Source organism: Pseudomonas sp. IT-P294, from assembly GCF_949767865.1.
In the GTDB taxonomy this organism is placed as follows: Bacteria; Pseudomonadota; Gammaproteobacteria; order Pseudomonadales; family Pseudomonadaceae; genus Aquipseudomonas.
Genome location: NZ_CATKQW010000011.1, coordinates 906,964 through 926,802 on the forward strand (window position 1 = coordinate 906,964; position 19,839 = coordinate 926,802).

Annotated in this window: 20 protein-coding genes; 15 read left to right on the forward strand and 5 right to left on the reverse strand. The window is 57.7% G+C overall.

Annotated elements, in window-relative coordinates:
- Positions 1 to 205: 205 nt before the first annotated feature.
- Entirely contained in the window at positions 206 to 1,393 is a 1,188-nt protein-coding gene (locus ACM6I0_RS11430; RefSeq protein ID WP_414922287.1) for an MFS transporter, read from the forward strand.
- A 20-nt stretch (positions 1,394 to 1,413) separates the two neighbouring features.
- On the opposite strand, the gene ACM6I0_RS11435 is transcribed toward ACM6I0_RS11430, so the two are convergent.
- Together ACM6I0_RS11435 and ACM6I0_RS11440 are read right to left on the reverse strand one after the other, a co-directional pair.
- Positions 1,414 to 2,451, reverse strand: a complete 1,038-nt coding sequence (locus tag ACM6I0_RS11435; protein WP_285429786.1) for an alpha/beta hydrolase family protein — start codon at positions 2,449 to 2,451, stop codon at positions 1,414 to 1,416.
- Positions 2,452 to 2,698: 247 nt separating this feature from the next.
- Positions 2,699 to 3,310, reverse strand: a complete 612-nt coding sequence (locus tag ACM6I0_RS11440) for an FMN-dependent NADH-azoreductase (RefSeq protein ID WP_285429787.1) — start codon at positions 3,308 to 3,310, stop codon at positions 2,699 to 2,701.
- A gap of 129 nt (positions 3,311 to 3,439) precedes the next feature.
- Here ACM6I0_RS11440 and ACM6I0_RS11445 point away from each other — a divergent pair, with 129 nt between their 5' ends.
- Complete coding sequence (locus ACM6I0_RS11445) at positions 3,440 to 4,348, forward strand: LysR substrate-binding domain-containing protein (protein WP_285429788.1); 909 nt, start codon at positions 3,440 to 3,442, stop codon at positions 4,346 to 4,348.
- The gene (locus tag ACM6I0_RS11450; RefSeq protein ID WP_285429789.1) at positions 4,345 to 4,704 is read left to right on the forward strand and encodes an MmcQ/YjbR family DNA-binding protein; all 360 of its coding nucleotides are present in this window, start codon (positions 4,345 to 4,347) and stop codon (positions 4,702 to 4,704) included. Before ACM6I0_RS11445 ends, ACM6I0_RS11450 begins: the two co-directional genes overlap by 4 nt.
- Before the next feature lie 11 nt (positions 4,705 to 4,715).
- Here the strand turns inward: ACM6I0_RS11450 and ACM6I0_RS11455 are convergent, their stop codons facing one another.
- Complete coding sequence (locus tag ACM6I0_RS11455; RefSeq protein ID WP_285429791.1) at positions 4,716 to 5,147, reverse strand: DUF1294 domain-containing protein; 432 nt, start codon at positions 5,145 to 5,147, stop codon at positions 4,716 to 4,718.
- Complete coding sequence (locus ACM6I0_RS11460; RefSeq protein WP_222586980.1) at positions 5,144 to 5,974, reverse strand: undecaprenyl-diphosphate phosphatase; 831 nt, start codon at positions 5,972 to 5,974, stop codon at positions 5,144 to 5,146. Before ACM6I0_RS11460 ends, ACM6I0_RS11455 begins: the two co-directional genes overlap by 4 nt.
- 287 nt (positions 5,975 to 6,261) lie before the next feature.
- Here ACM6I0_RS11460 and ACM6I0_RS11465 point away from each other — a divergent pair, with 287 nt between their 5' ends.
- The 9 genes from ACM6I0_RS11465 to ACM6I0_RS11505 all read left to right on the forward strand — a co-directional run bounded on the left by ACM6I0_RS11465 (position 6,262) and on the right by ACM6I0_RS11505 (position 14,611).
- The gene (locus ACM6I0_RS11465; protein WP_285429793.1) at positions 6,262 to 7,896 is read left to right on the forward strand and encodes a methyl-accepting chemotaxis protein; all 1,635 of its coding nucleotides are present in this window, start codon (positions 6,262 to 6,264) and stop codon (positions 7,894 to 7,896) included.
- A 101-nt stretch (positions 7,897 to 7,997) separates the two neighbouring features.
- A complete protein-coding gene (gene pnuC / locus ACM6I0_RS11470) occupies positions 7,998 to 8,561 on the forward strand; it encodes a nicotinamide riboside transporter PnuC (protein WP_285429795.1) in 564 nt (187 codons plus the stop codon).
- On the forward strand, positions 8,558 to 9,082 hold the full coding sequence (locus ACM6I0_RS11475) for an AAA family ATPase (protein WP_414922545.1): 525 nt from the start codon (positions 8,558 to 8,560) through the stop codon (positions 9,080 to 9,082). The genes pnuC and ACM6I0_RS11475 overlap by 4 nt, the downstream gene beginning before the upstream one ends.
- A 329-nt stretch (positions 9,083 to 9,411) precedes the next feature.
- On the forward strand, positions 9,412 to 9,849 hold the full coding sequence (locus ACM6I0_RS11480; RefSeq protein ID WP_414922288.1) for a hypothetical protein: 438 nt from the start codon (positions 9,412 to 9,414) through the stop codon (positions 9,847 to 9,849).
- A 1-nt stretch (position 9,850) separates the two neighbouring features.
- A complete protein-coding gene (locus ACM6I0_RS11485) occupies positions 9,851 to 10,423 on the forward strand; it encodes an adhesin (protein WP_285429798.1) in 573 nt (190 codons plus the stop codon).
- 51 nt (positions 10,424 to 10,474) lie between these two features.
- Positions 10,475 to 11,755, forward strand: a complete 1,281-nt coding sequence (locus ACM6I0_RS11490; protein WP_414922289.1) for a heme utilization protein — start codon at positions 10,475 to 10,477, stop codon at positions 11,753 to 11,755.
- A 63-nt stretch (positions 11,756 to 11,818) separates the two neighbouring features.
- A complete protein-coding gene (locus tag ACM6I0_RS11495) occupies positions 11,819 to 12,499 on the forward strand; it encodes a C39 family peptidase (protein ID WP_285429801.1) in 681 nt (226 codons plus the stop codon).
- A 32-nt stretch (positions 12,500 to 12,531) separates the two neighbouring features.
- A complete protein-coding gene (locus ACM6I0_RS11500) occupies positions 12,532 to 13,284 on the forward strand; it encodes a hypothetical protein (RefSeq protein WP_285429802.1) in 753 nt (250 codons plus the stop codon).
- A gap of 46 nt (positions 13,285 to 13,330) precedes the next feature.
- The gene (locus tag ACM6I0_RS11505) at positions 13,331 to 14,611 is read left to right on the forward strand and encodes a hypothetical protein (protein WP_285429804.1); all 1,281 of its coding nucleotides are present in this window, start codon (positions 13,331 to 13,333) and stop codon (positions 14,609 to 14,611) included.
- 99 nt (positions 14,612 to 14,710) lie between these two features.
- Here the strand turns inward: ACM6I0_RS11505 and ACM6I0_RS11510 are convergent, their stop codons facing one another.
- Positions 14,711 to 16,036, reverse strand: a complete 1,326-nt coding sequence (locus tag ACM6I0_RS11510) for a sigma 54-interacting transcriptional regulator (protein WP_414922290.1) — start codon at positions 16,034 to 16,036, stop codon at positions 14,711 to 14,713.
- A 342-nt stretch (positions 16,037 to 16,378) separates the two neighbouring features.
- Here ACM6I0_RS11510 and ACM6I0_RS11515 point away from each other — a divergent pair, with 342 nt between their 5' ends.
- The 3 genes from ACM6I0_RS11515 (at position 16,379) to nhaB (ending at position 19,751) form a co-directional block, all read left to right on the forward strand.
- The gene (locus tag ACM6I0_RS11515; protein WP_285429808.1) at positions 16,379 to 16,645 is read left to right on the forward strand and encodes a hypothetical protein; all 267 of its coding nucleotides are present in this window, start codon (positions 16,379 to 16,381) and stop codon (positions 16,643 to 16,645) included.
- Between the two features lie 236 nt (positions 16,646 to 16,881).
- Complete coding sequence (locus tag ACM6I0_RS11520; RefSeq protein WP_414922291.1) at positions 16,882 to 18,171, forward strand: hypothetical protein; 1,290 nt, start codon at positions 16,882 to 16,884, stop codon at positions 18,169 to 18,171.
- Positions 18,172 to 18,248: 77 nt separating this feature from the next.
- Positions 18,249 to 19,751 (forward strand): sodium/proton antiporter NhaB, encoded by a 1,503-nt coding sequence (gene nhaB, locus ACM6I0_RS11525; protein WP_285429811.1) that lies wholly within the window; start codon positions 18,249 to 18,251, stop codon positions 19,749 to 19,751.
- The last annotated feature ends 88 nt before the right edge of the window (positions 19,752 to 19,839 follow it).

Here is a 19,839-nt window from a genome sequence, read left to right on the forward strand (position 1 = left end):
GATCGACAGCTTTTCTGGTGCTGAAACCATCGTCGGAACGCCGCCCGGAGCCAGCTCTCTCCCACAGTTGACCGCATTCCCCTGTGGGAGCGAGCCTGCTCGCGATGAGGCCCTCAAGCCAATAAATAATAGTTAGCCTGCTTTCTTTTGTTTCAGGCCCACGCCATGATGCAGTTCTCCCACCGCCGCCCGCGAACGAGCCCTCATGTCATCGCAGCAACTGCCCCCGCAAAGCTCCATGGCGATCACCCTGCAGATCGTCTCTATCGTTTTCTATACCTTTATTGCGTTCCTCTGCATCGGCCTGCCGATTGCGGTGTTGCCGGGTTACGTCCATGAGCAGTTGGGTTTCAGCGCGATCATCGCGGGCTTGACCATTGGCTCGCAGTACCTGGCCACCCTGCTCAGTCGCCCGATGGCCGGGCGCATGTCGGACACCATCGGCACCAAACGGGCGATTGTCTACGGGTTGTCGGGGATCGTGCTGAGCGGCGTTCTGACGCTGATTTCAACGTTGCTGCAAAGCTATCCGTTGCCAAGTTTGTTGATCCTCATTGCCGGTCGCTTGTTGCTGGGGATCGCACAAGGATTGATCGGCGTGGGCACAATCAGTTGGTGCATGGGCCAGGTCGGCGCCGAACACACGGCCCGGTCGATTTCGTGGAACGGCATCGCGTCCTACGGTGCCATCGCCATTGGCGCGCCTTTGGGCGTGGTGATGGTCAGTGAATATGGCTTCGCCAGCCTGGGGATTGTGCTGTCACTGTTGGCCCTGGCGGCGTTGCTGCTGATCCGCAACAAACCTTCAGTGCCGGTGATTCGTGGTGAGCGCCTGCCGTTCTGGGCGGTGTTCGGGCGGATCGCTCCGTTTGGTGCGAGCCTGAGCCTGGCTTCGATCGGTTACGGCACCCTGACCACCTTTATTACGCTTTATTACGTCAGTCGCGGCTGGGCCGGCGCCGCTTATTGCCTCACGGTGTTTGGTGTTTGCTTCATTCTGGCGCGGCTGCTGTTCATCTCCAGCATCAGTCGCTTCGGCGGCTTCACCTCGGCCATCGCCTGCATGACCATCGAAACCCTGGGCCTGGCGCTGCTGTGGCTCGCGCCCACGACCGGTTATGCGTTGATCGGCGCCGGCCTGACCGGGTTTGGTTTGTCGCTGGTCTATCCAGCACTGGGTGTCGAGGCAATCAAGCAAGTGCCCAACGCCAGTCGCGGCGCGGGCTTGAGTGCCTATGCGGTGTTTTTCGATCTGGCACTGGCGATTGCCGGGCCGCTGATGGGCGCGGTGGCCTTGAACCTGGGGTATTCGTGGATCTTCTTCAGCGCGGCGTTACTGTCAGTGACGGGCCTGGGATTGACCCTATTGCTCAAACGCCGCGCAATGACCTGACCCCATAGGGGTCCCGACAACTATTGATCGGCGGTTTGCATGCCGGCGCGGCTTGGCTTGCCGAGAGCATGTGAGAAGAATCGATCGGCTTCGGACACCATGTTGCGGTGGATGTCTTTGCGGTCGACGCCGTCAGCATCGGTGCACAAGGCCGGCATGGCGATGATTTGTTCTTCATTGCATGGCGCCAGGAACACGAAGTGCCCTGCCCCGGCCAGCAATTTGAAGTCGGGCGCGATTGGCAGTTTGCGCGCCAGCGCCGCCGCGTTTTTGTCGTAGGCCACCAGTTTGTCGCCATCGCCACTGTAAAGCAGCACGGGCACATGAACGTCGGCCAAGGTCTGGCGGCCGAATTTCAAACTCAGCGGCGCCATCAACAACAATGCATGGACGCGTGGATCGGCCACCGGCCGCAAGTCATCGCGATCAACGATCAGCTCACCTTTAGTGTTACAGGCATCGCGGTCGTCCGGACGTTCCTGGCAATAGCGGCGAAGACGGTCCAGGTCAGGCGTGGCGCCGGACAGGATCAACGCCGTCTCGCCACCCGCCGAGTATCCGATCACGCCCACCTGGTCGGCATTGACGAAAGGCGAGAGCATCCGGTCGCCGAGGGTCGCGGTAATGGCTTCGGAGATCTGGATAGGCCGGCCGTACAGGTTGCTTAACGTACCGAGACGGCTGTGGTCTTTGGAGTTGTCGCCAGGATGGATCACCGCCACCACCACAAACCCTTTGCGCGCCAGCGAGGTCGCGAGGTCGTGCAGGGCCAGTGGGGTTCCGGTGTTGCCGTGGGACAGCATCAGCATCGGGAAACGCCCGATGGCAACTCGAGTGTCTTCGCCGGCTTCGACGGTGTACCCCTCAAGCAGGCTGGAGTGTTCCCTGTCGCTCGAGGGATAGAACGCGATGGCGCGCATCGGCTGCAAATCCAGAGGGTCAAGAAAAGTCATCTCATGGAAACCGACGCTCCAGTGAGGATGCGGCGCAGGCGCGGCGTGCACTGAATTCAGGCTGCTGAGCAGGCAAATCAGTAACGTTGCACAAAGACGCACCATTGGATGCCCTACCCTTTGTTACTTGACCGGAAAGCCCGTTCTTCTCGAAACAGCGAGAAAGCGGCCTTGAACCCGCGATTGCAGTTACCAAGGACGTTACAGAACGGGGACGTTAACCCTCGACTGCATAACCTGGGCCACAACCTGAAACGGCCAGAAACAAAAAACTCCGTATCTGACACTTGCGTGATCAGAATACAGAGTTTTCTGGGGGTTGCCTGAGCTGTTTGTCGTCTTTACGCAAGCTTTACGCGGCGGCGAACAATTGCTCGCTGATTTGCGTGTGAGCGTCGCTCATGGCTTTGGTGCGCACTTCATCACCGTAAGCCAGGCCATGGGCACGAACGAACTCGATGTCGGTGATCCCGATGAAGCCGAACAACACCTTCAGGTAGTCTTCGTGGGCAACGCCACTTGCCTGGCCGACATGCAAGCCGCCGGAAGTGGAGACAATCACGACTTTTTTGCCACCGCACAGGCCTTCAGGGCCGGCTTCGGTGTAACGGAAAGTCTGACCGGCAACGGCAATGCGATCGATCCAGGCCTTGAGTTGGGTCGGGATGGTGAAGTTGTACATCGGCGCGGCGATGACGACGGCATCGGCAGCCAGGAATTCGGCCAGGGTGGTGGCGCTCAGCTCGGCTTCGTGCTGTTGGGCGGCGTTGCGCAGTTCAGCAGTGGTGCCTGCAGCGACCAGGGTCGTGGCGGAGAAATGGCTGATGGCATCAGCGGCCAGGTCGCGGTAAGTCACGACAGCAGTAGGTTCCGCAGCTTGCCAGGCTTTAACGACTTCGGCGCTCAACTGACGGGATGCCGAGTTGTCACCAAGAATGCTCGAATCGATATGCAACAATTTCATGTGGGATCTCCAGGTGAGGATCGCCACGGGGCGATCTGATGGGGTTGATCCTACAGGTGAAACCAATAGCTGATTAGCCCGCAATAATGCGATAGTTCGTCTCACTGATAGAACAATCGGACGCCATCCATGCAAGACCTCAATGACCTCTACTATTTTGCCAAAGTGGTCGAAGCCGGCGGCTTTGCTGCCGCCGGGCGACTGCTGGGGATTCCCAAGTCCCGGTTATCGCGTCGTATCGCCGAGCTGGAAGAACGCCTCGGCGCGCGCCTGCTGCAACGCACCACCCGGCAACTGAAGCTGACCGCCGTGGGAGAACGTTACCTGCGCCACTGCCAGGCCATGCTGCTGGAGGCCGAGATGGCCGATGAAGCCGTGGCCAGTATGTCCAGCGAACCCCGTGGACGCTTGCGCGTGTCCTGCCCGGTCGGACTGGCCCACGAGATGCTGCCATCGGTCATCAGCAAGTTCCTGGAAAAGTACCCTCAGGTCCAACTGGAAGTGATGCTGCTCAATCGCCGCGTCGACCTGGTGAACGAAGGCGTCGATGTCGCACTGCGGGTGCGCGAACTGGGCGATGAGGATCCGTTGCTGGTGACGCGGCGTTTGCGCCAGGCGCAGATGGCGATGGTCGCCAGCCCGGCCTTCCTGCATGGGCGCGCGATCAACCACCCCGATGACCTGAAAACCTTGCCCGTGCTCGGCGCGCTGGAAGCCGACCGCCTGGTGCACATCCGCATGCTCGATCAACAGGGCAAAAGTGTTGAATTGAGTCTGGAGGCGCGATTGGGTATCGACGATTTCATCGTGCGCAAAGCCTGTACCCTCGCAGGCCAGGGTTTCACCATGCTGCCGATGATGTATTGCGAGCAGGAGCTGGAAAACGGCGCACTGGTGCAGTTACTGCCCGATTGGTCGCTGCCTGGCGGCTGGCTGCAAGCGGTCTACCCTCATCGGCGCGGGGTGATGCCGGCGGTACGCGCCTGGATCGACCATTTGATCGAATCATTCAATATGTGTGGGGACCGACTGATATGAAGGCTGGACGCATGAGCGAAGAGGATGTCGCGCAATTCTGTCTCGCGCTGCCCGGCGCTCGGGAAGACTACAAGTGGGGAGGCGTTCGGGTGTTTTCGATTGCAGGCAACAAGATGTTCGCCTTGCAGAACCTGCGCGGGGAATCCCTGGCGTTCAAGGTCGACAAGGACCTGTTCCTGGGGCACTGCGACCGTCCGGGGATTCACCCGGCGCCGTATCTGGCGCGGGCGCAGTGGATCATCATGCAAACGCCCTACCCGCTGGCTAGCGAAGAGCTGCAAGGGTTGCTGCAACGTTCCCACCAATTGGTGGTGAGCAAACTGCCCAAGCGCACCCAAATCGGGTTGCTGCTGTAAGGCCTGTTCTTTCAGCCCAGGGCAAACAAGTTCGCACCGAGGAACAGTTGGTCGATCCAGAAGACCTGGTGCATCAGCACGATGAGCCAGAACACCAGTTGGAACGAGACCTTGCGGGTCTTGTGCCGAAACACTTGCTGGGCCAGCAAGGCGCCTGGCCAGCCGCCCGCCAGTTCCACCGCGTGCAAGACGTTTTCCGGGGTGCGCCAACTGTCGGCACGCGCCTTGCGCTTGTCACTCCAGTACAGAAAGAACGCCAGCACGCTGACGATGCCGTAGGCCGCCAGGGGAATCAGCGAAACCCCACGCAACCATAACCGCACCGAGCCGGTCAGCGGCAGCGCGCACAAGATCACCAATACCAGCAGTTTCAACCGCGGATACTGGACCCGCTCTCCCCCGGACCGGCGTCCGGGGTTGTTGCGCGCGCTGGAGTCACTCATGGGCGCGCCGCGGCCCAGTCGACCCAACCGAACTGCCAGGTGGCCAGGATGAGCAGGCCGAACACGATGCGATACCAGGCGAACGCGGCATAGCTGTGGCTGGCGATGAACTTGAGCAAGGCTTTGACGGCAATCATCGCGAAGATGAACGCGGTCACGAAGCCGATGGCGAACACCGGCAAATCCGCCGGCACAAACAGGTGACGGTATTTAAAGCCCGAGTACACCGCCGCCGCGACCATGGTCGGCATGGCCAGGAAAAACGAGAACTCGGTTGCGGTCTTGCGCGACAGTCCGAACAACAAGCCACCGATGATGGTCGAGCCGGAACGCGAAGTGCCGGGAATCATCGCCAGGCACTGGGCGAAGCCGACTTTCAATGCATCTTTCCAGGTGATCTCGTCCACGGTTTCAGCGTGTACTTCATGCTGACGCTGCTCGGCCCACAACATGATGATCCCGCCCACGACCAACGCCGTTGCGACGGTAATCGGGTTGAACAGGTATTCATGAATCAGGTTGGAAAAGAGTACGCCCAACACCACGGCCGGCATAAAGGCGATCAGCAGGTTGGCAGTAAACCGGCGAGCGCTGGGCTGCGTCGGCAAACCGGTCACCACGTCGAGGATCTTGCGGCGAAACTCCCATACCACCGCCAGGATTGCCCCCAGCTGGATAATGATGTTGAACGCAATGGCCCGTTCACCGCCAAAGTCGAGCAAATCCGCCACGATAATTTGGTGGCCAGTACTGGAAATGGGCAAAAACTCAGTCAGCCCTTCTACAACCCCAAGAATCAATGCCTGAAAGGCGGTCCACAGATCCATCAATCCCCCAAAGGCATGCGAAAAGGCATGCCCCATAAATTTTTTAAGCGTTGACTGCGCCAAGCGTAGCTGAAGTCCGCGCGCTGAGGATCCAGACACTCCGGTAAAAATCCCGTGAAAAATCAACTTGGATTCAGGTTTCTTCGCGCGGGGCCGAAATCCTATCAGACAAGCCACGATAACGCTGCCGCGTCATGAGACTTGGGTCGCATATGCCCGATAGGCCAAAGCGTGGTTGGATGCTGGCCATCGTTTATTACAAGAACAAGAACCGGAGTGACAGCGTTATGAACAGCTTGCGCAATGTGTCGATCAGCCGACGTTTGTGGCTCATCCTGATCGTCTCGGTGGTGATGCTATTGACGTTGGGCGTGCTGATGCTCAAGCAGATCCACGACGACCTTTATCAGGGCAAGGCTCAGAAAACCCAGCATGTGGTACAGACTGCCAGCGGCATTTTAAGCTACTTCCATGACCTGGAAACGGCCGGCACGCTGACCCGCGAAGCTGCACAGAAGCAAGCGTTGTCGGCCGTTCGCGGGTTGCGTTATGACCAGAATGACTATTTCTGGATCAACGATCTGACGCCCGTGATGATCATGCATCCGGCCAACCCAAAACTGGATGGCCAGAACCTTTCGGCGATCCGCGACCCGGACGGTTTTGCGCTGTTCAACGAAATGGTGGCCGTCGCCAAGGCCAAGGGCGCCGGCACGATCAACTACCGCTGGCCGAAGCCGGGCGCCAGCGCACCGGTCGAGAAAACCTCCTACGTCAAACTGTTCGAACCATGGGGTTGGGTGATTGGTTCTGGTGTCTACATCGATGACATGCAGGCCGAGTTCTATGGCCAGGTGTGGCAGGCATCTGTCGTCGGCCTGGTGATTGCGCTGATCATGGCGTTGCTGGTGATCATGATTGCGCGCAGCATCGTGCGCCCGCTCCAGGACACCGTAAACGCCATGGCCAATATCGCTAGCGGCGAGAGCGACCTGACCCGCAGCCTCGACACCCACGGCCGCGATGAAGTCACTCAACTGGCTCGCCACTTCAATGCGTTCACCGCCAAGCTGCGAGGGGTGATCAGTCAACTGCAAGTCTCCGCCAGCGCGCTGGGCCAGTCGTCGAGCGACTTGGGCAACGACGCGGCTCAGGCCCAGCAACGCAGTCAGCAACAATCCCAGCAAATGGAGCTCGTGGCGACCGCGATCAACGAAGTCACTTATGGCGTGCAGGATGTGGCCAAGAACGCCGAGCATGCGGCCAGCGAAATGCGCGATGCCGAATCTCAGGCACAACAGGGACAAATCAACATTGATGGCAGCTTGCAGCAGATCGACAAACTGTCCGGCACCATCGATCAAGCCGTCGAGGTGATCCGCACCCTGGCCGCTGAAAGCACGCAGATCGGGAGTGTCCTGGAGGTCATCCGCTCCATCGCCGAGCAAACCAACCTGTTGGCGCTCAACGCGGCGATCGAAGCGGCGCGGGCCGGTGAGCAAGGTCGTGGCTTTGCGGTGGTGGCCGATGAAGTACGCCTGCTGGCCCAGCGTACCCAAAAGTCCACGGCAGAGATCCAGTCGATGATCGAACGCCTGCAAAACCATTCCGAAGCAGCGGTCAAAGTGATCGGCGACAGCAGCCGCGCCTCGCAACTGACCATTGAACAGGCAGGCCTGGCCGGGGCCAGCCTGAATGCGATCGGGCAAGCCTTGCGCAATCTCAATGGACTGAATGCCTCGATTGCCAGTGCGACGTTGCAGCAAGCCCATGTGGTGGAAGACATCAATCAGAACGTCACGCAGGCTGCGGGGTTGTCCCACAGCACGGCGTTGGCGGCCGAGCAATCGAGTATGGCCAGCGTTCGGCTCAAGGACTTGAGCGAGCAGTTGAACGAATTGCTCAAGCAGTTTCGCGTGTAGCAATGCCCCTGTAGCAGCTGCCGCAGCTGCTACAGGCGGTTCTACTTGGCAGCGCCTGCCGGTACAATCCGCCCCCTCTTCGATTTCCCCAAGGAACCCCCATGTCCGGGCTTGAACTGTTTGCCGCCGCCCTCGGCGTGATCGCCGTCTGGTTGACGGTCAAACAGAACCCCTGGTGCTGGCCGATTGGCCTGGTCATGGTGCTGCTTTACAGCTGGATCTTTTTTGAAGTGAAGCTGTATTCGGACATGCTCCTGCAAGTGATCTATGCCGCGCTGCAGCTCTATGGCTGGTGGCAGTGGACCCGCGCGGGTGAGGCGAATGCCGGTCGGCAAGTCAGTCGGCTCGACGCAAAATCAATCGCCTCGGGCCTTGCGGTCGGCGCCATCGGCAGCCTGCTGCTGGGTGCTGCCATGGCGCACTGGACCGATGCCGCGCAGCCTTGGCTTGACGCTGCACTGACCGGATTCAGCCTCGTGGCGCAACTGTGGATGGCGCAAAAACGCGTGCAGTGCTGGCCACTGTGGATCACCGTCGATGTGATTTTCGTCGCACTGTTCATCTATAAAGGCATGTACCTGACCGCCTCGCTTTACGCCCTTTTCCTGCTTCTAGCCGTGCAAGGCTGGCGTGAATGGCGCGCCGATCCGGCGTTGCGCACATGAAAGTGCTGGTGCTTACAGGTCCGGAATCCAGCGGCAAAAGTTGGCTTTCGAGCGAGATTCACGCCAAGTTTGGCGGCATATTGGTCAGTGAGTACGTTAGGCACTTTATCGACAGCGAAGCCCGAGAAACCCGCTACGATGACATCTCGGTGATAGCTCATGGCCAACTGACTTGGGAGGATGAAGCTCGCGCCCGACAACCGTCACTGTTGATTCTCGACACGCACCTGTTGAGCAATATCCTCTGGAGTCACACGCTGTTTGGCGCTTGCCCGCCGTGGATTGAGCAAGCGTTGCTGGCGCGGCGTTACGACCTGCATTTGCTGCTCAGTCCTGAAACCGTTGCCTGGCATGACGACGGGCAGCGTTGCCAACCGCAATTGGCAGAACGCCAGGCGTTTTTCCAGGCCAGCCGCCAATGGCTTGACCTGCACCGCCAGCCTTGCCGGGTAGTGGAAGGTGACTGGAAACAGCGACAGCAAGCGTCATTCGAGGCGGTAACGCATTTGCTCAACGCCTGACAGGGCTTGCCCGCCTTATCGCAACTGTCCATTTTTGAAACACCTCCGCTTGCGCAAACCCGCGATTTAAAGCGGCCCCTTCACGCCAGCAAAAAAATGTTAAGCCGCTGATACAACCTGCATTCAAAGCCCTTAGCGAGCAGCGCCGCCAGTATTGACGGGGCTTTTGCGTGGCTCTGTTTCAGCGGCTTTACACATTTTTTTGACTGTCTCGATAATTAAACCCAACCCGCTGTTTTTAAAAGAAAAGTAAAAACCGGCACACCTTCTGCTCTCTACCTCGCAACGCTGAAAAGGGCCAGCGTCCAATTACAGAAGGAATTGCCGCCGTGGGGAAATTTGATAACAGCATCTTTAGCCTCTTGCTGATCGGATGCGCACTGGGCTCAAGTGTCTGCCTGCCCGTACAGGCTGACAACGGCATCATCACCATCAAACGTGATGTCCAGCCCCGCAACGCAACCGTTCCTCCATTGATCCCCGACCCGAGCCCCACAACCGTCAACGCCAACCCGTCCAAACAAATCCTCAGCCAAACGAACGAGCTGAGCGACGGCGACTTTGCCAGTGTCGCCAGTGGTGCAGGCATCTCCCGCCTGGTCACTCAAAACACCAACAATCTGGGCGGCAATATCAGCAGCCAGAGTCAGCTTTCGAACCTCCCTGCCGGACGTTCGGGAAACTCGGGCAGCGGCATCGCCAACATGGTCAATTCAAACGTCCAGCAGGGCCTGGGTGCTCTGAAAATCATAACGGGAGACCGTTGAGATGAATCGTTCGCTGCTGATTATCGCCATGTTTTGCAGTGCATCGACATTCGCCCAACCTCCTGTCATCAACAACGCCGACATCGACGGATCGGGCGCTCAGTACCAAGGCAACTTCACGGTCAACCAGGCTGCGGGCGACCAGCAGCAACAGGCCAATGCCCGTGCTTTTGCCATTGGTCATGATGCCAACGCGACCACACAAATTCGCCAACGGCTGCGCTCTGTGGTCGATCCCAGGATCGATGCTCAGTCCAGCATCCAGGGCAACTCCTTCAGCCACGGCAACGGCGCACTGGGCGTGAACCAGAGCGCGGGCGCCAGCAACCAGCAAGCCAACGCACTGCGCATCAGCATTGGTACGCAGCCGCAAAGTATTGACGACAGCGTCCTCAAGCAACAGAACGTGGCGCTGATCAACAACTCCGATGCAACTGACTCTGCACCCGGCTATCGCCAGGTCGCTACCAGCGATCAGGCCTTCACCGGTAGCCGTGGGGTGATTCAGTTGAATCAGAGCGCGGGGGTGGGTAATCGAATGGCAAACACCCTCAGCGTACGGGTCGCGGATTGACCCAAACAGGTAGAAACAACACTTAACCTAAAATAAGTACGGAGAATCACCATGAAACCTTCGATGGCAATCAAGCCTCTGGTTTTCGCAATTGCTGCGGTCATGGCTGTTGCTGTACAAGCTGGACAGACTGATGACCACCATCATGGCCACAATGGCCACAATAACGGTCATCACACCCCTCCTCCAACCAAAATCCCGGTCTACGCGACGGCGAATGCGATGGACAACCAAAGCAGTACCAACAACCGCATCCTTAACCAAGGGACTGTCAACGATGCCAGCATGAGCAGCTCTGCCACAGGCACCAGCGGCAACGTCGGCGTCAACGTGGCTGCCGGCGACGGCAACCAACAAGACAACGCGGCCGCCATTGCAAACGCCGCAGCCGCTGCTACCGATAACAGCTTCGTGTTCGGCACCGCCTCCGCTACCGCAAGCGTCAAGCAATACAGTAACGGCAACAAGGTATACAACTACGGCAGCACTGCCTCTGCCACCATGAGTGGATCGGGCAACAGCGGCAGCGGCAACATGGGTATCAACATTGCTGGCGGCGACCTGAACCAACAGAAAAACACCATGGCAATTGCCAACACCAATGCTCCACTGGGTAACGCAACTGCTACCGCCTCCGCCGACCAACAAGGCCCCGGCCTCGTTGTGGAAAACAACGCTGATCGGACTTACCGTGTGGATACGCTGACCAACACCGTATCGGCCAGCGGCAGTTTCTCCAAGGACAAGTCGTCTGAGGCAAAAGGAAGCAACAGCTCGGCTTCGAGCTTTGACGTAAGCGGTTCGAAGAGCTTCGATGCCAGTGGCTCTAGCTCCTCTCATGCAAGCGGTTCATCGAGCGCTTCTTTGAACGCTTCCTTGAGCGCTACTCTGGACGCTGCGGTGGAAGCTTCGAAAAACGCTTCGTGGGATTATGGCCATCACCATTCGGGCAGCAGCAGCTCGTCTTCTGACGCTTCGCTGAACGCATCGCTCGATGCATCGCTCAACGTTTCGGTTGATAAGTCGTACGACAAATCGCACGAGAAATCGTTTGATAAATCGTTCAACTCCTCCTTCGAAAAATCGGGCAGCAAATCCAAAGAGTCCTCCTACGATAAAGCAAAAAGCTACACCGAAAGCAGTTCATTTGAGTTGAGCAAAACCTACTCTTATCAAGTGCTGACTCCAACTGGCTGGGCCAACCCTGTGACCAACACTGCAACCCTGAGCGGTTCGGTGAATGGCGGCAGCGGCAACCTGGGCGTCAACGTAGCTGCCGGTGTGGGCAACCAACAAAGCAACTCGCTGGCCATTTCCAACAACTCGTTCTAACTGCTGACGGTGGAGGCCCCCTTACGGGGGCCTTTTTCAGCCACAACCTGAAGGCACCCCACCATGCGCATTATCATCTTGGCATTTTTGCTTTGCGTAGCCAGTGTGAGCGAGGCTGCACAAATGCCACTTTCCGTCCTGCCGGGCGGCGCGGTGGTGTACAAACCGGTCCAGAGCATACGTGAGCGTAAATTTGCCGACCTGGTGCAACAAAAAACCGACTTCAGTTGCGGTGCCGCTGCGCTCGCGACCATTTTGCGCCAGGCCTATTGGCTGGACGTGAATGAAGAACAGATCATCGAAGGCATGTTGGCACACTCCGATCAAAACCTTGTCCGCGTCCAGGGCTTCTCCATGCTCGACATGAAGCATTACGTGGAAAGTATCGGCATGCGTGCCCGCGGCTACCGGGTAGCCAATGAAACGTTGAGCGAAATCAAAATCCCCGTTGTGGTTCTCATGGATATCCGCGGCTACAAACATTTTGTGGTCTTGCAAAGAGTTCATGACGACTGGGTCTATATCGGAGATCCGGTACTGGGTCATAAACGTTACAAACTTGACGACTTTATCAAAGGCTGGAACGGCATCGTATTTGCCGTTATCGGTCAGGGCTATGACAAAGCCAATGCGTTGCTCGACCCACCCCTGCCACTGACCGCCAAGAACCGCATCAACGCTTTCAGCCCGGTGCCGGATGCCGAGTTGATGGACTTCGGATTCATCCAAAGCGATTTCTTCTAATGATAAGGAGCATGAAGCTCCGGGAGCATCCAATGAAGACTCCAATCTGGCTGGCCGTTGCCTGTCTGGCCGCCAGCCTGCCAACCCAGGCACAACCTTTCAAACCCATCGAACTGAAGGATCAGGAACTGGCCACCCTGCGCGGCCGCTTTGTCATGCCGGGAAGAATCGTCAGTTTCGGCATCGTCATGACCAGTAGTTGGCAAAATGCCAACGGTGAAGTAATCGGCGCTACTTCATCGATGCAAATCCAACAATCAACCATCAAGCCACAGTTTTATGTATCAATGATCAATGAAAAAGGCAGTGGTTCAACCCACTCACAAAGCTCCGGCACCGGTACCGGTAGCGTCACGGGCGGCAGCGGCCTCAACAGCACCGAAGGCGTCACTCAAGTCGTACGCGCTGCCGGCGACAACAACACGGCCTACAACAACGTTGATATCAACGTCTCAAAGGCTAACCAGGCGCCAGTAACGCAACAACAGGGCCAGGCATTGGCCGCAGGCTCGACGTTATCCGGCACCAACGGCGCGGGTTCGCTGAGCGTTTCCTCAACCGGCTCGGGTGTGCAACTCAACATCGTGGCCAATAACAATCAGGGCAATACCATTCAACGCCTGGCCCAAGGTGGCCTGATGCAGAACACCACATTGCTGGGTAGCAGCAACCAGGTCCGTAATCTAACCTCATTCAATGTCGTATTGCGTGACAACGTGCCGTCAGCCGGATCGGTGAGCGGCAATCTCGATCAACTCAAAGGTCTTCGCGCGCTCGGATTCTGATCTACGCTCAGTCTCATCGGAAGTCATTTGAAGGGACGGCTAACCCATGCATCGATCGCTAACGCTCAGAGCTATAGTCTGTTTAAGTAGCCTGACCCCGGCAACACTGCTTTACGCAGCACCGGACCCTCAGGTCGAATTATTAAAACAAGAACTCATGGAGTTGAAACAGCGTTACGAAGCACAACAGAACGCGCTGATGGTCCTTGAACAGCGCGTTCGCCAAGTCGAAGAAACACCAGCGACACCACCGCCCAAACGTCTGACCAAATCCCCTGCCGAAAAGGTCAAGGGCGGTCAGACGGTGGCGACCGGTGCGCCGGGAACCACAGGCAGTTCATATGGACAGGCGCTCAAGGACGACTCTGAACCTGCACAAAGCGTGTCCAACCTGTATGACGAAGCCAGCGGCTTCTTCGGGGGTGGCAAGTTCAGTTTCGAAACCGGCGTGACCTACACCCACTACGACACCCGTGCCTTGACGCTCAATGGCTTCCTGGCGCTGGACTCGATTTTCCTCGGCAACATCAACCTTGACCGTATCAAGGCGGACAACTGGACCCTGGACCTGACGGCTCGCTATAACGTGGCACAACGTTGGCAGTTCGACATTAACGTTCCCGTGGTGTATCGCGAATCGACGTATTCCTCCGGTGGCGCTGGTGGTGCAGGCCCGGTGACGTCTGACGCAACCGTGACCCGCGACCCCACCATCGGCGACGTCAACGTCGGCGTGGCTTACAAGTTTCTCGATGAGTCGGTCAACCTGCCCGACGCGGTCGTGACACTGCGCGTCAAGGCACCAACCGGTAACGACCCTTACGGCATCAAGCTGGTCAATGACCCTAATAACGATAACCTTTCGGTGCCCCAGAGCTTGCCTACCGGCAATGGTGTCTGGTCGGTCACTCCGGGAATCTCGCTGGTCAAGACCTTCGATCCGGCGGTGCTGTTCGGCAGCCTGGCCTATACCTACAACATCCAGGACTCTTTCAGCGACATCAGCCCTCAGGTCAACTCCAAGGTGCCTGGGGATGTGAAACTGGGCGATTCCTGGCAGGTCGGCGCCGGTATTGCGTTCGCCTTGAACGAGAAGATGAGTATGTCTTTTTCGTTCACCGACCAGTTCGCTCGCAAGAGCAAAATCAAACCGAACGGTGGCGAGTGGCAATCGATCACCAACAGCGACTACAACTCGGCTAACTTCAACATCGGCATGACACTGGCCGCCACCGACAAGCTGACGATTGTTCCCAACCTGGCCATTGGCCTGACGGAAGACTCGCCAGACTTTTCCTTCAGCCTTAAATTCCCGTACTACTTCTGATACGGCGCCCACAAAAAACCCGCTTTTCGGCGGGTTTTTTGTTGCTCGCTACACGGGCTAAAAAGCATTTACCAACAACTTTTCACTAAAAATGGCCACTCAACGTATCTGGTGTTTGTGCAGCAAACGGTAGAACGTCGGCCTGGAAATCCCGAGTACCTTGGCGGCAATACTCAAATTATCGCTGTGGCGGTTAAGCACGTCGCACAGGGCCTGGCGTTCTGCGCGGGTCTTGTAGTCCTCCAGCGTGCCCATCGGTGCGGGAATGGCGTGCTGGCTGATCAGCCCCAGATCCCGGGCTTCGATCTGCCGGCCCTCGGCCAGTACCAACCCGCGACGAACCCGATTGGCCAGCTCGCGAACATTGCCCGGCCAGTCATGTTTGCCCATGGCAATCAAGGCGTCGTCGCTGAAGCTGCGTGGGCGGCGGCCGGTTTCATGGCTGTAGAAATGGGAAAAGTGGTTGGCCAGCATCGATAAGTCACCATGGCGCTCACGTAATGGCGCGGTGACGACTTGCAGCACGTTCAGGCGGTAGTACAAGTCTTCACGAAAGCGTTTTTTCTCGATCGCCGCCTCAAGGTCAACGTGAGTCGCCGCCAATACCCGCACATCCACCGGAATCGGCTGGCTGCCGCCGACATGCTCGATGTGTTTTTCCTGGAGGAAGCGCAGCAGATTGGCTTGCAGTTCCAGGGGCAAGTCACCGATTTCATCGAGAAACAATGTACCGCCGTTCGCTGCTTCGATGCGTCCGACCTTGCGTTGATGGGCGCCAGTAAACGCGCCCTTTTCGTGGCCAAACAATTCGGACTGGATCAAGTGTTCGGGGATTGCACCGCAATTGATCGCCACGAACGGTTTGCTGTGGCGCTGGGACTGTCGGTGCAGGGTGCGGGCGACTAACTCCTTACCAGTGCCGCTCTCGCCGCGGATCAATACCGGGGATTCGGTAGGCGCCAATTTGCTGAGCAGTTTGCGCAGTTCGCGAATCGGCTTGCTGTCGCCAAGCAACTCGTGTTCGGGCTGATCGATATGAATCGTACCCTGCCCTCGCAGGCGCGCCATGCCGAACGCTCGTCCCAGTGTGACTTGCACCCGCGAAACATCAAACGGCAAGGTATGGAAGTCGAAAAACCACTCGCAAACAAAGTCGCCGACATTCTGCAGCCGCAGAACTTCTTGATTGAGCACGGCGATCCACTCGGTGCCGCTGTGGCTGATCAGCTCTTTGACGGCTTCCGGGTGTTCCAGATGAAAAGGTTGTAATCGCAACAGGCCAACGTCGCAGGTGCGCTCGGCCGCGTTCTCCAAGGTGCAGCTATCAACATCCCAACCGACAGAGCGTAAACCCGGCAACAGACGATGGCAGTCGTCACACGGGTCCACTACTAACAGACGTCGCAACGCGGGCGTTTCGATCATGACTGTTCCTTGGCGCCAAATTTGAGAAATATTATTAAAAACAGTCGTTTGGCGGGCCTGGCTGTAACATTAGCAAGAATTTGACGGTGCCTTGTACCGTTTGTCTATAGGGTTGTTAGTTAATTAGTTATAAGAAGGCGCTTTGTTAGTTGCCTAACGAGTTCAACCTTTCATCAAGCTTTCAAAAACGCCTCACTCAATGAGTATATGAAAGAAAGTTGAAATTTCTGCCGAATCTGTGTGACCTGCCCCCCGGTTGCGGGCATCAGTACAAGTAACCAGCCGAACGGTAAGCCCAACCGACGGCCTGTCACCTGATTGGGCATAGAGAGAGAAGATCCCATGACCGCCCCGCTCCGTATCAACGAAGCTCTTTTGATTGCCGACCGCGCATTTAAGCCCTTTAAATGCGTAGCCTGGGCGCCACAAGACGGTAACGGCGAACTCAGCCTGACGGTGATTGATCGCACCAGCACCCCACTGGGACGCACACAAATCCCGAGCAGCGCCTACACCGACCCGACTCAATTGGAACACCTTCTTGAAGAGGCTCGTACCGAACTGAGCCAGGAAGGTTACATACTGCAATCGTGGTCGATGCCACACTAAACAACGTGTGTTAATGCTTTAAAAAAAGATCGTCCAGGCCGCGCCGGGACGATCTTTTTTGCTTTATTACTTGGCAGGCTTGCCACTGGTTCGAAAAGACACTGTTCTGGCACATAACGACCCTCCACCAGTTAGTTGTGACCGTTGTGCTATCGATCATTCAAGGATTGAATGTTTTGCACGGGCCATTCCCCTCCCGCCCCCGGGAGTAGGTCAGCTCGCAAGGAGGTGCGCGCATGCCACACCAGACTGCTGTTGCCCTGCCTGCATCGCCTTACACTGCCGGCCAACTCGACAAGCGCTTCGCCTGCACTGGCAAAACCCAAGTGTATTTCGCCGGCAGCACTTACAGCATCGCCAACAGCGTGGCGATTGATGCACAGGGTCGTGTGCTGGTGGCGGCGAAAGTCGGCACTCGCAGTGGTCATTACTTCGGCCTGGCCCGTTTGCTGGCCGACGGCTCGGCGGACCTGTCTTTTGGCGCTCACGGGAGCGTTATCGGGCCATTTCAGCGCGGTCATGAAGCTATGGCGGGCAGCGTTCAGGTCCTGGCCAACGGCAACATCCTGTTGGCCGGCCTGCACTATGAAGATGCCCATCGAACACTGCCTGCCCTGGCACTCTTCGACGAACAAGGCCGCCCGGTCCACGGTTTTGGCGACAAGGGTTACAGCGTCATACGTCTACCAGGGAATCTGTCCCAAGGCCGGCGCGATGCCTCTGGGCCTTTTGGCAGACCGGGGGCTGAGACCTGTGCTGTGAAGGTGCAAGCTGACGGCGCGATCCTGTTGCTGGCCAATCACTATTTTGAACAAGCCGATCACGCTGGCCTGTTGATACGCCTCAACGCCATGGGCGAACCGGACACGACCTTCAATGGCCGCGGCTTTGTCATGGTCAGGCATTTGCTGATGAATTCCTGGCTCAGCAGCCTGATGCTGCAGGCGGACGGCCGAATCATGGTGGGCGGATCGATCAGTTTCCCCGAACAAGCCTTGTTGGCGCGCTATCTGCCCGACGGCAGCCTGGATGAGCGCTTCGCCGTCGATGGTCTGATGACCTTCGATATCCAAGGTAAAAGCGCGCACATCAGCCAGATCGTGCAGCTGGAGAATGGCGATTTGCAGTGTTTTGGCAGCAGCCGCGAACCGATGCATTGCCTGGCGCTGAAAGTGCACAGCAACGGCCGTCCGGATATCCATTGCAACAATGGCCAGCCACACTTGCTGCACATTGGCCGCAATCCCAGCCAATGGAACGCCGCCCAGTTGCAGCCAGATGGCCGGGTGCTGGCGGTCGGTGGCACCCTCGACGGGGTTGAAGCCGGCTTTTTGCTGGCCCGGTATCTACCCGCTGGACAGCCGGACCCCGGCTTTGCCGAAGGCACCTGTTGGGTCCGTACCCCTCTTGGTCTTAGCCTGGACATGGCCACCTCCGTGGCCGTTCAAACTGACGGAGGTATTGTTGTCGGCGGCTATTCGCTGGACGGCAATTACCGAGCGGTTGTCGTTCGTTATCTCAGTTGAGCCAACTTGTTGTTACACACTTGATCTTCCCTGTCGCTTCCGGCAACTTGCGCGCTTCTTAATACAAGGAGTAGCCGATGTCCGGCTCAATGGCTCAGGCCTTCGCGCACAACTTTCTCGGCCACTCTCCCCGCTGGTACAAAGCAAGCATTGTCAGCTTCCTGATAATCAATGCATTGGTGTTATGGACAGTCGGGCCAGTGGCGGCCGGTTGGCTGTTGGTGCTGGAGTTCATTTTCACACTGGCCATGGCGCTCAAGTGTTATCCGCTGATGCCCGGTGGTTTGCTGCTGATTGAAGCGCTGCTGCTGAAAATGACCACGGCGCAGGCACTTTACGATGAACTGGTGCACAACTTTCCGGTGATCCTGCTGCTGATGTTCATGGTGGCGGGCATCTACTTCATGAAAGACCTGCTGCTGTTTCTGTTCTCGCGCCTGTTGCTGGGCGTGCGCTCAAAAGCGCTGCTGGCCTTGATGTTCTGCTTTCTCTCGGCGTTTCTGTCGGCGTTCCTCGATGCCTTGACGGTGACGGCAGTGATCATCAGTGCCGCCGTTGGCTTTTATTCGGTGTATCACCGCGTCGCCTCGGGCAATGACCCGCGCCAGGACAGCGAGTTCGGCGATGACCAGCACCTGCCCACACTCCATCATGGTGACCTTGATCAATTTCGCGCGTTCCTTCGCAGCCTGCTGATGCACGGCGCCGTGGGCACGGCGTTGGGTGGTGTCTGCACGTTGGTCGGCGAACCGCAAAACCTGCTGATCGGCCACGAAATGGGCTGGCACTTTTCCGAGTTCTTTCTGAAGATTGCCCCGGTGTCGCTCCCGGTGCTGGCTGCAGGTCTGGTGACCTGTGTGCTGCTGGAGAAGCTGCGCTGGTTCGGTTACGGCACGCTGCTGCCGGACAACGTGCGCACGGTGCTGGCCAACTACGCCGACGAAGACAACGCACAACGCACTTCACGTCAGCGCGCCGCCCTGTTGGTCCAAGGCGCGGCGGCGTTGATCCTGATCGCCGGGTTGGCTTTTCATATTGCTGAAGTCGGGCTGATCGGGTTGATGGTGATTGTGTTGATCACCGCATTCACCGGGATTACCGAAGAGCATCGCATCGGCAATGCATTCAAGGACGCCATGCCGTTTACCGCATTGCTGGTGGTGTTTTTCGCAGTGGTCGCGGTGATTCACGATCAGCAGCTGTTTACGCCGCTGATCCAGTGGGTGCTGGCGCTGCCGGCCGATCAACAGCCCGGCATGTTGTTCATCGCCAACGGCTTGCTGTCGGCGATCAGCGACAACGTGTTTGTGGCAACCATCTACATCACCGAAGTGAAACAGGCGTTCATCTCCGGCCACATGAGCCGTGAGCACTTCGAAACGCTGGCGATTGCGATCAATACCGGGACGAATCTACCGAGCGTGGCGACACCCAATGGTCAGGCGGCGTTTCTGTTTCTGCTGACGTCGGCGATTGCACCGCTGATCCGCCTGTCGTACGGGCGGATGGTGTGGATGGCATTGCCTTACACCGTCGTAATGGGGGTTCTTGGCTGGTACGCAGTGAGTTACTGGCTGTAAACACCGACCCACTGTGGGAGCGAGCCTGCTCGCGATGAGGCTGTGTCAGTCAAAATTGATGTTGAATGACACACCGCTATCGCGAGCA

Coding starts and splice junctions, on each gene's coding strand:
- ACM6I0_RS11495 (WP_285429801.1), top strand. CDS start 11,819: ATGCGCATTATCATCTTGGCATTTTTGCTTTGCGTAGCCAGTGTGAGC.
- ACM6I0_RS11450 (WP_285429789.1), top strand. CDS start 4,345: ATGAAGGCTGGACGCATGAGCGAAGAGGATGTCGCGCAATTCTGTCTC.
- ACM6I0_RS11460 (WP_222586980.1), bottom strand. CDS start 5,974: ATGGATCTGTGGACCGCCTTTCAGGCATTGATTCTTGGGGTTGTAGAA.
- ACM6I0_RS11485 (WP_285429798.1), top strand. CDS start 9,851: ATGAATCGTTCGCTGCTGATTATCGCCATGTTTTGCAGTGCATCGACA.
- ACM6I0_RS11445 (WP_285429788.1), top strand. CDS start 3,440: ATGCAAGACCTCAATGACCTCTACTATTTTGCCAAAGTGGTCGAAGCC.
- ACM6I0_RS11520 (WP_414922291.1), top strand. CDS start 16,882: ATGCCACACCAGACTGCTGTTGCCCTGCCTGCATCGCCTTACACTGCC.
- ACM6I0_RS11515 (WP_285429808.1), top strand. CDS start 16,379: ATGACCGCCCCGCTCCGTATCAACGAAGCTCTTTTGATTGCCGACCGC.
- ACM6I0_RS11500 (WP_285429802.1), top strand. CDS start 12,532: ATGAAGACTCCAATCTGGCTGGCCGTTGCCTGTCTGGCCGCCAGCCTG.
- ACM6I0_RS11455 (WP_285429791.1), bottom strand. CDS start 5,147: ATGAGTGACTCCAGCGCGCGCAACAACCCCGGACGCCGGTCCGGGGGA.
- nhaB (WP_285429811.1), top strand. CDS start 18,249: ATGTCCGGCTCAATGGCTCAGGCCTTCGCGCACAACTTTCTCGGCCAC.
- ACM6I0_RS11510 (WP_414922290.1), bottom strand. CDS start 16,036: ATGATCGAAACGCCCGCGTTGCGACGTCTGTTAGTAGTGGACCCGTGT.
- pnuC (WP_285429795.1), top strand. CDS start 7,998: ATGTCCGGGCTTGAACTGTTTGCCGCCGCCCTCGGCGTGATCGCCGTC.
- ACM6I0_RS11475 (WP_414922545.1), top strand. CDS start 8,558: ATGAAAGTGCTGGTGCTTACAGGTCCGGAATCCAGCGGCAAAAGTTGG.
- ACM6I0_RS11465 (WP_285429793.1), top strand. CDS start 6,262: ATGAACAGCTTGCGCAATGTGTCGATCAGCCGACGTTTGTGGCTCATC.
- ACM6I0_RS11430 (WP_414922287.1), top strand. CDS start 206: ATGTCATCGCAGCAACTGCCCCCGCAAAGCTCCATGGCGATCACCCTG.
- ACM6I0_RS11505 (WP_285429804.1), top strand. CDS start 13,331: ATGCATCGATCGCTAACGCTCAGAGCTATAGTCTGTTTAAGTAGCCTG.
- ACM6I0_RS11435 (WP_285429786.1), bottom strand. CDS start 2,451: ATGGTGCGTCTTTGTGCAACGTTACTGATTTGCCTGCTCAGCAGCCTG.
- ACM6I0_RS11440 (WP_285429787.1), bottom strand. CDS start 3,310: ATGAAATTGTTGCATATCGATTCGAGCATTCTTGGTGACAACTCGGCA.
- ACM6I0_RS11490 (WP_414922289.1), top strand. CDS start 10,475: ATGAAACCTTCGATGGCAATCAAGCCTCTGGTTTTCGCAATTGCTGCG.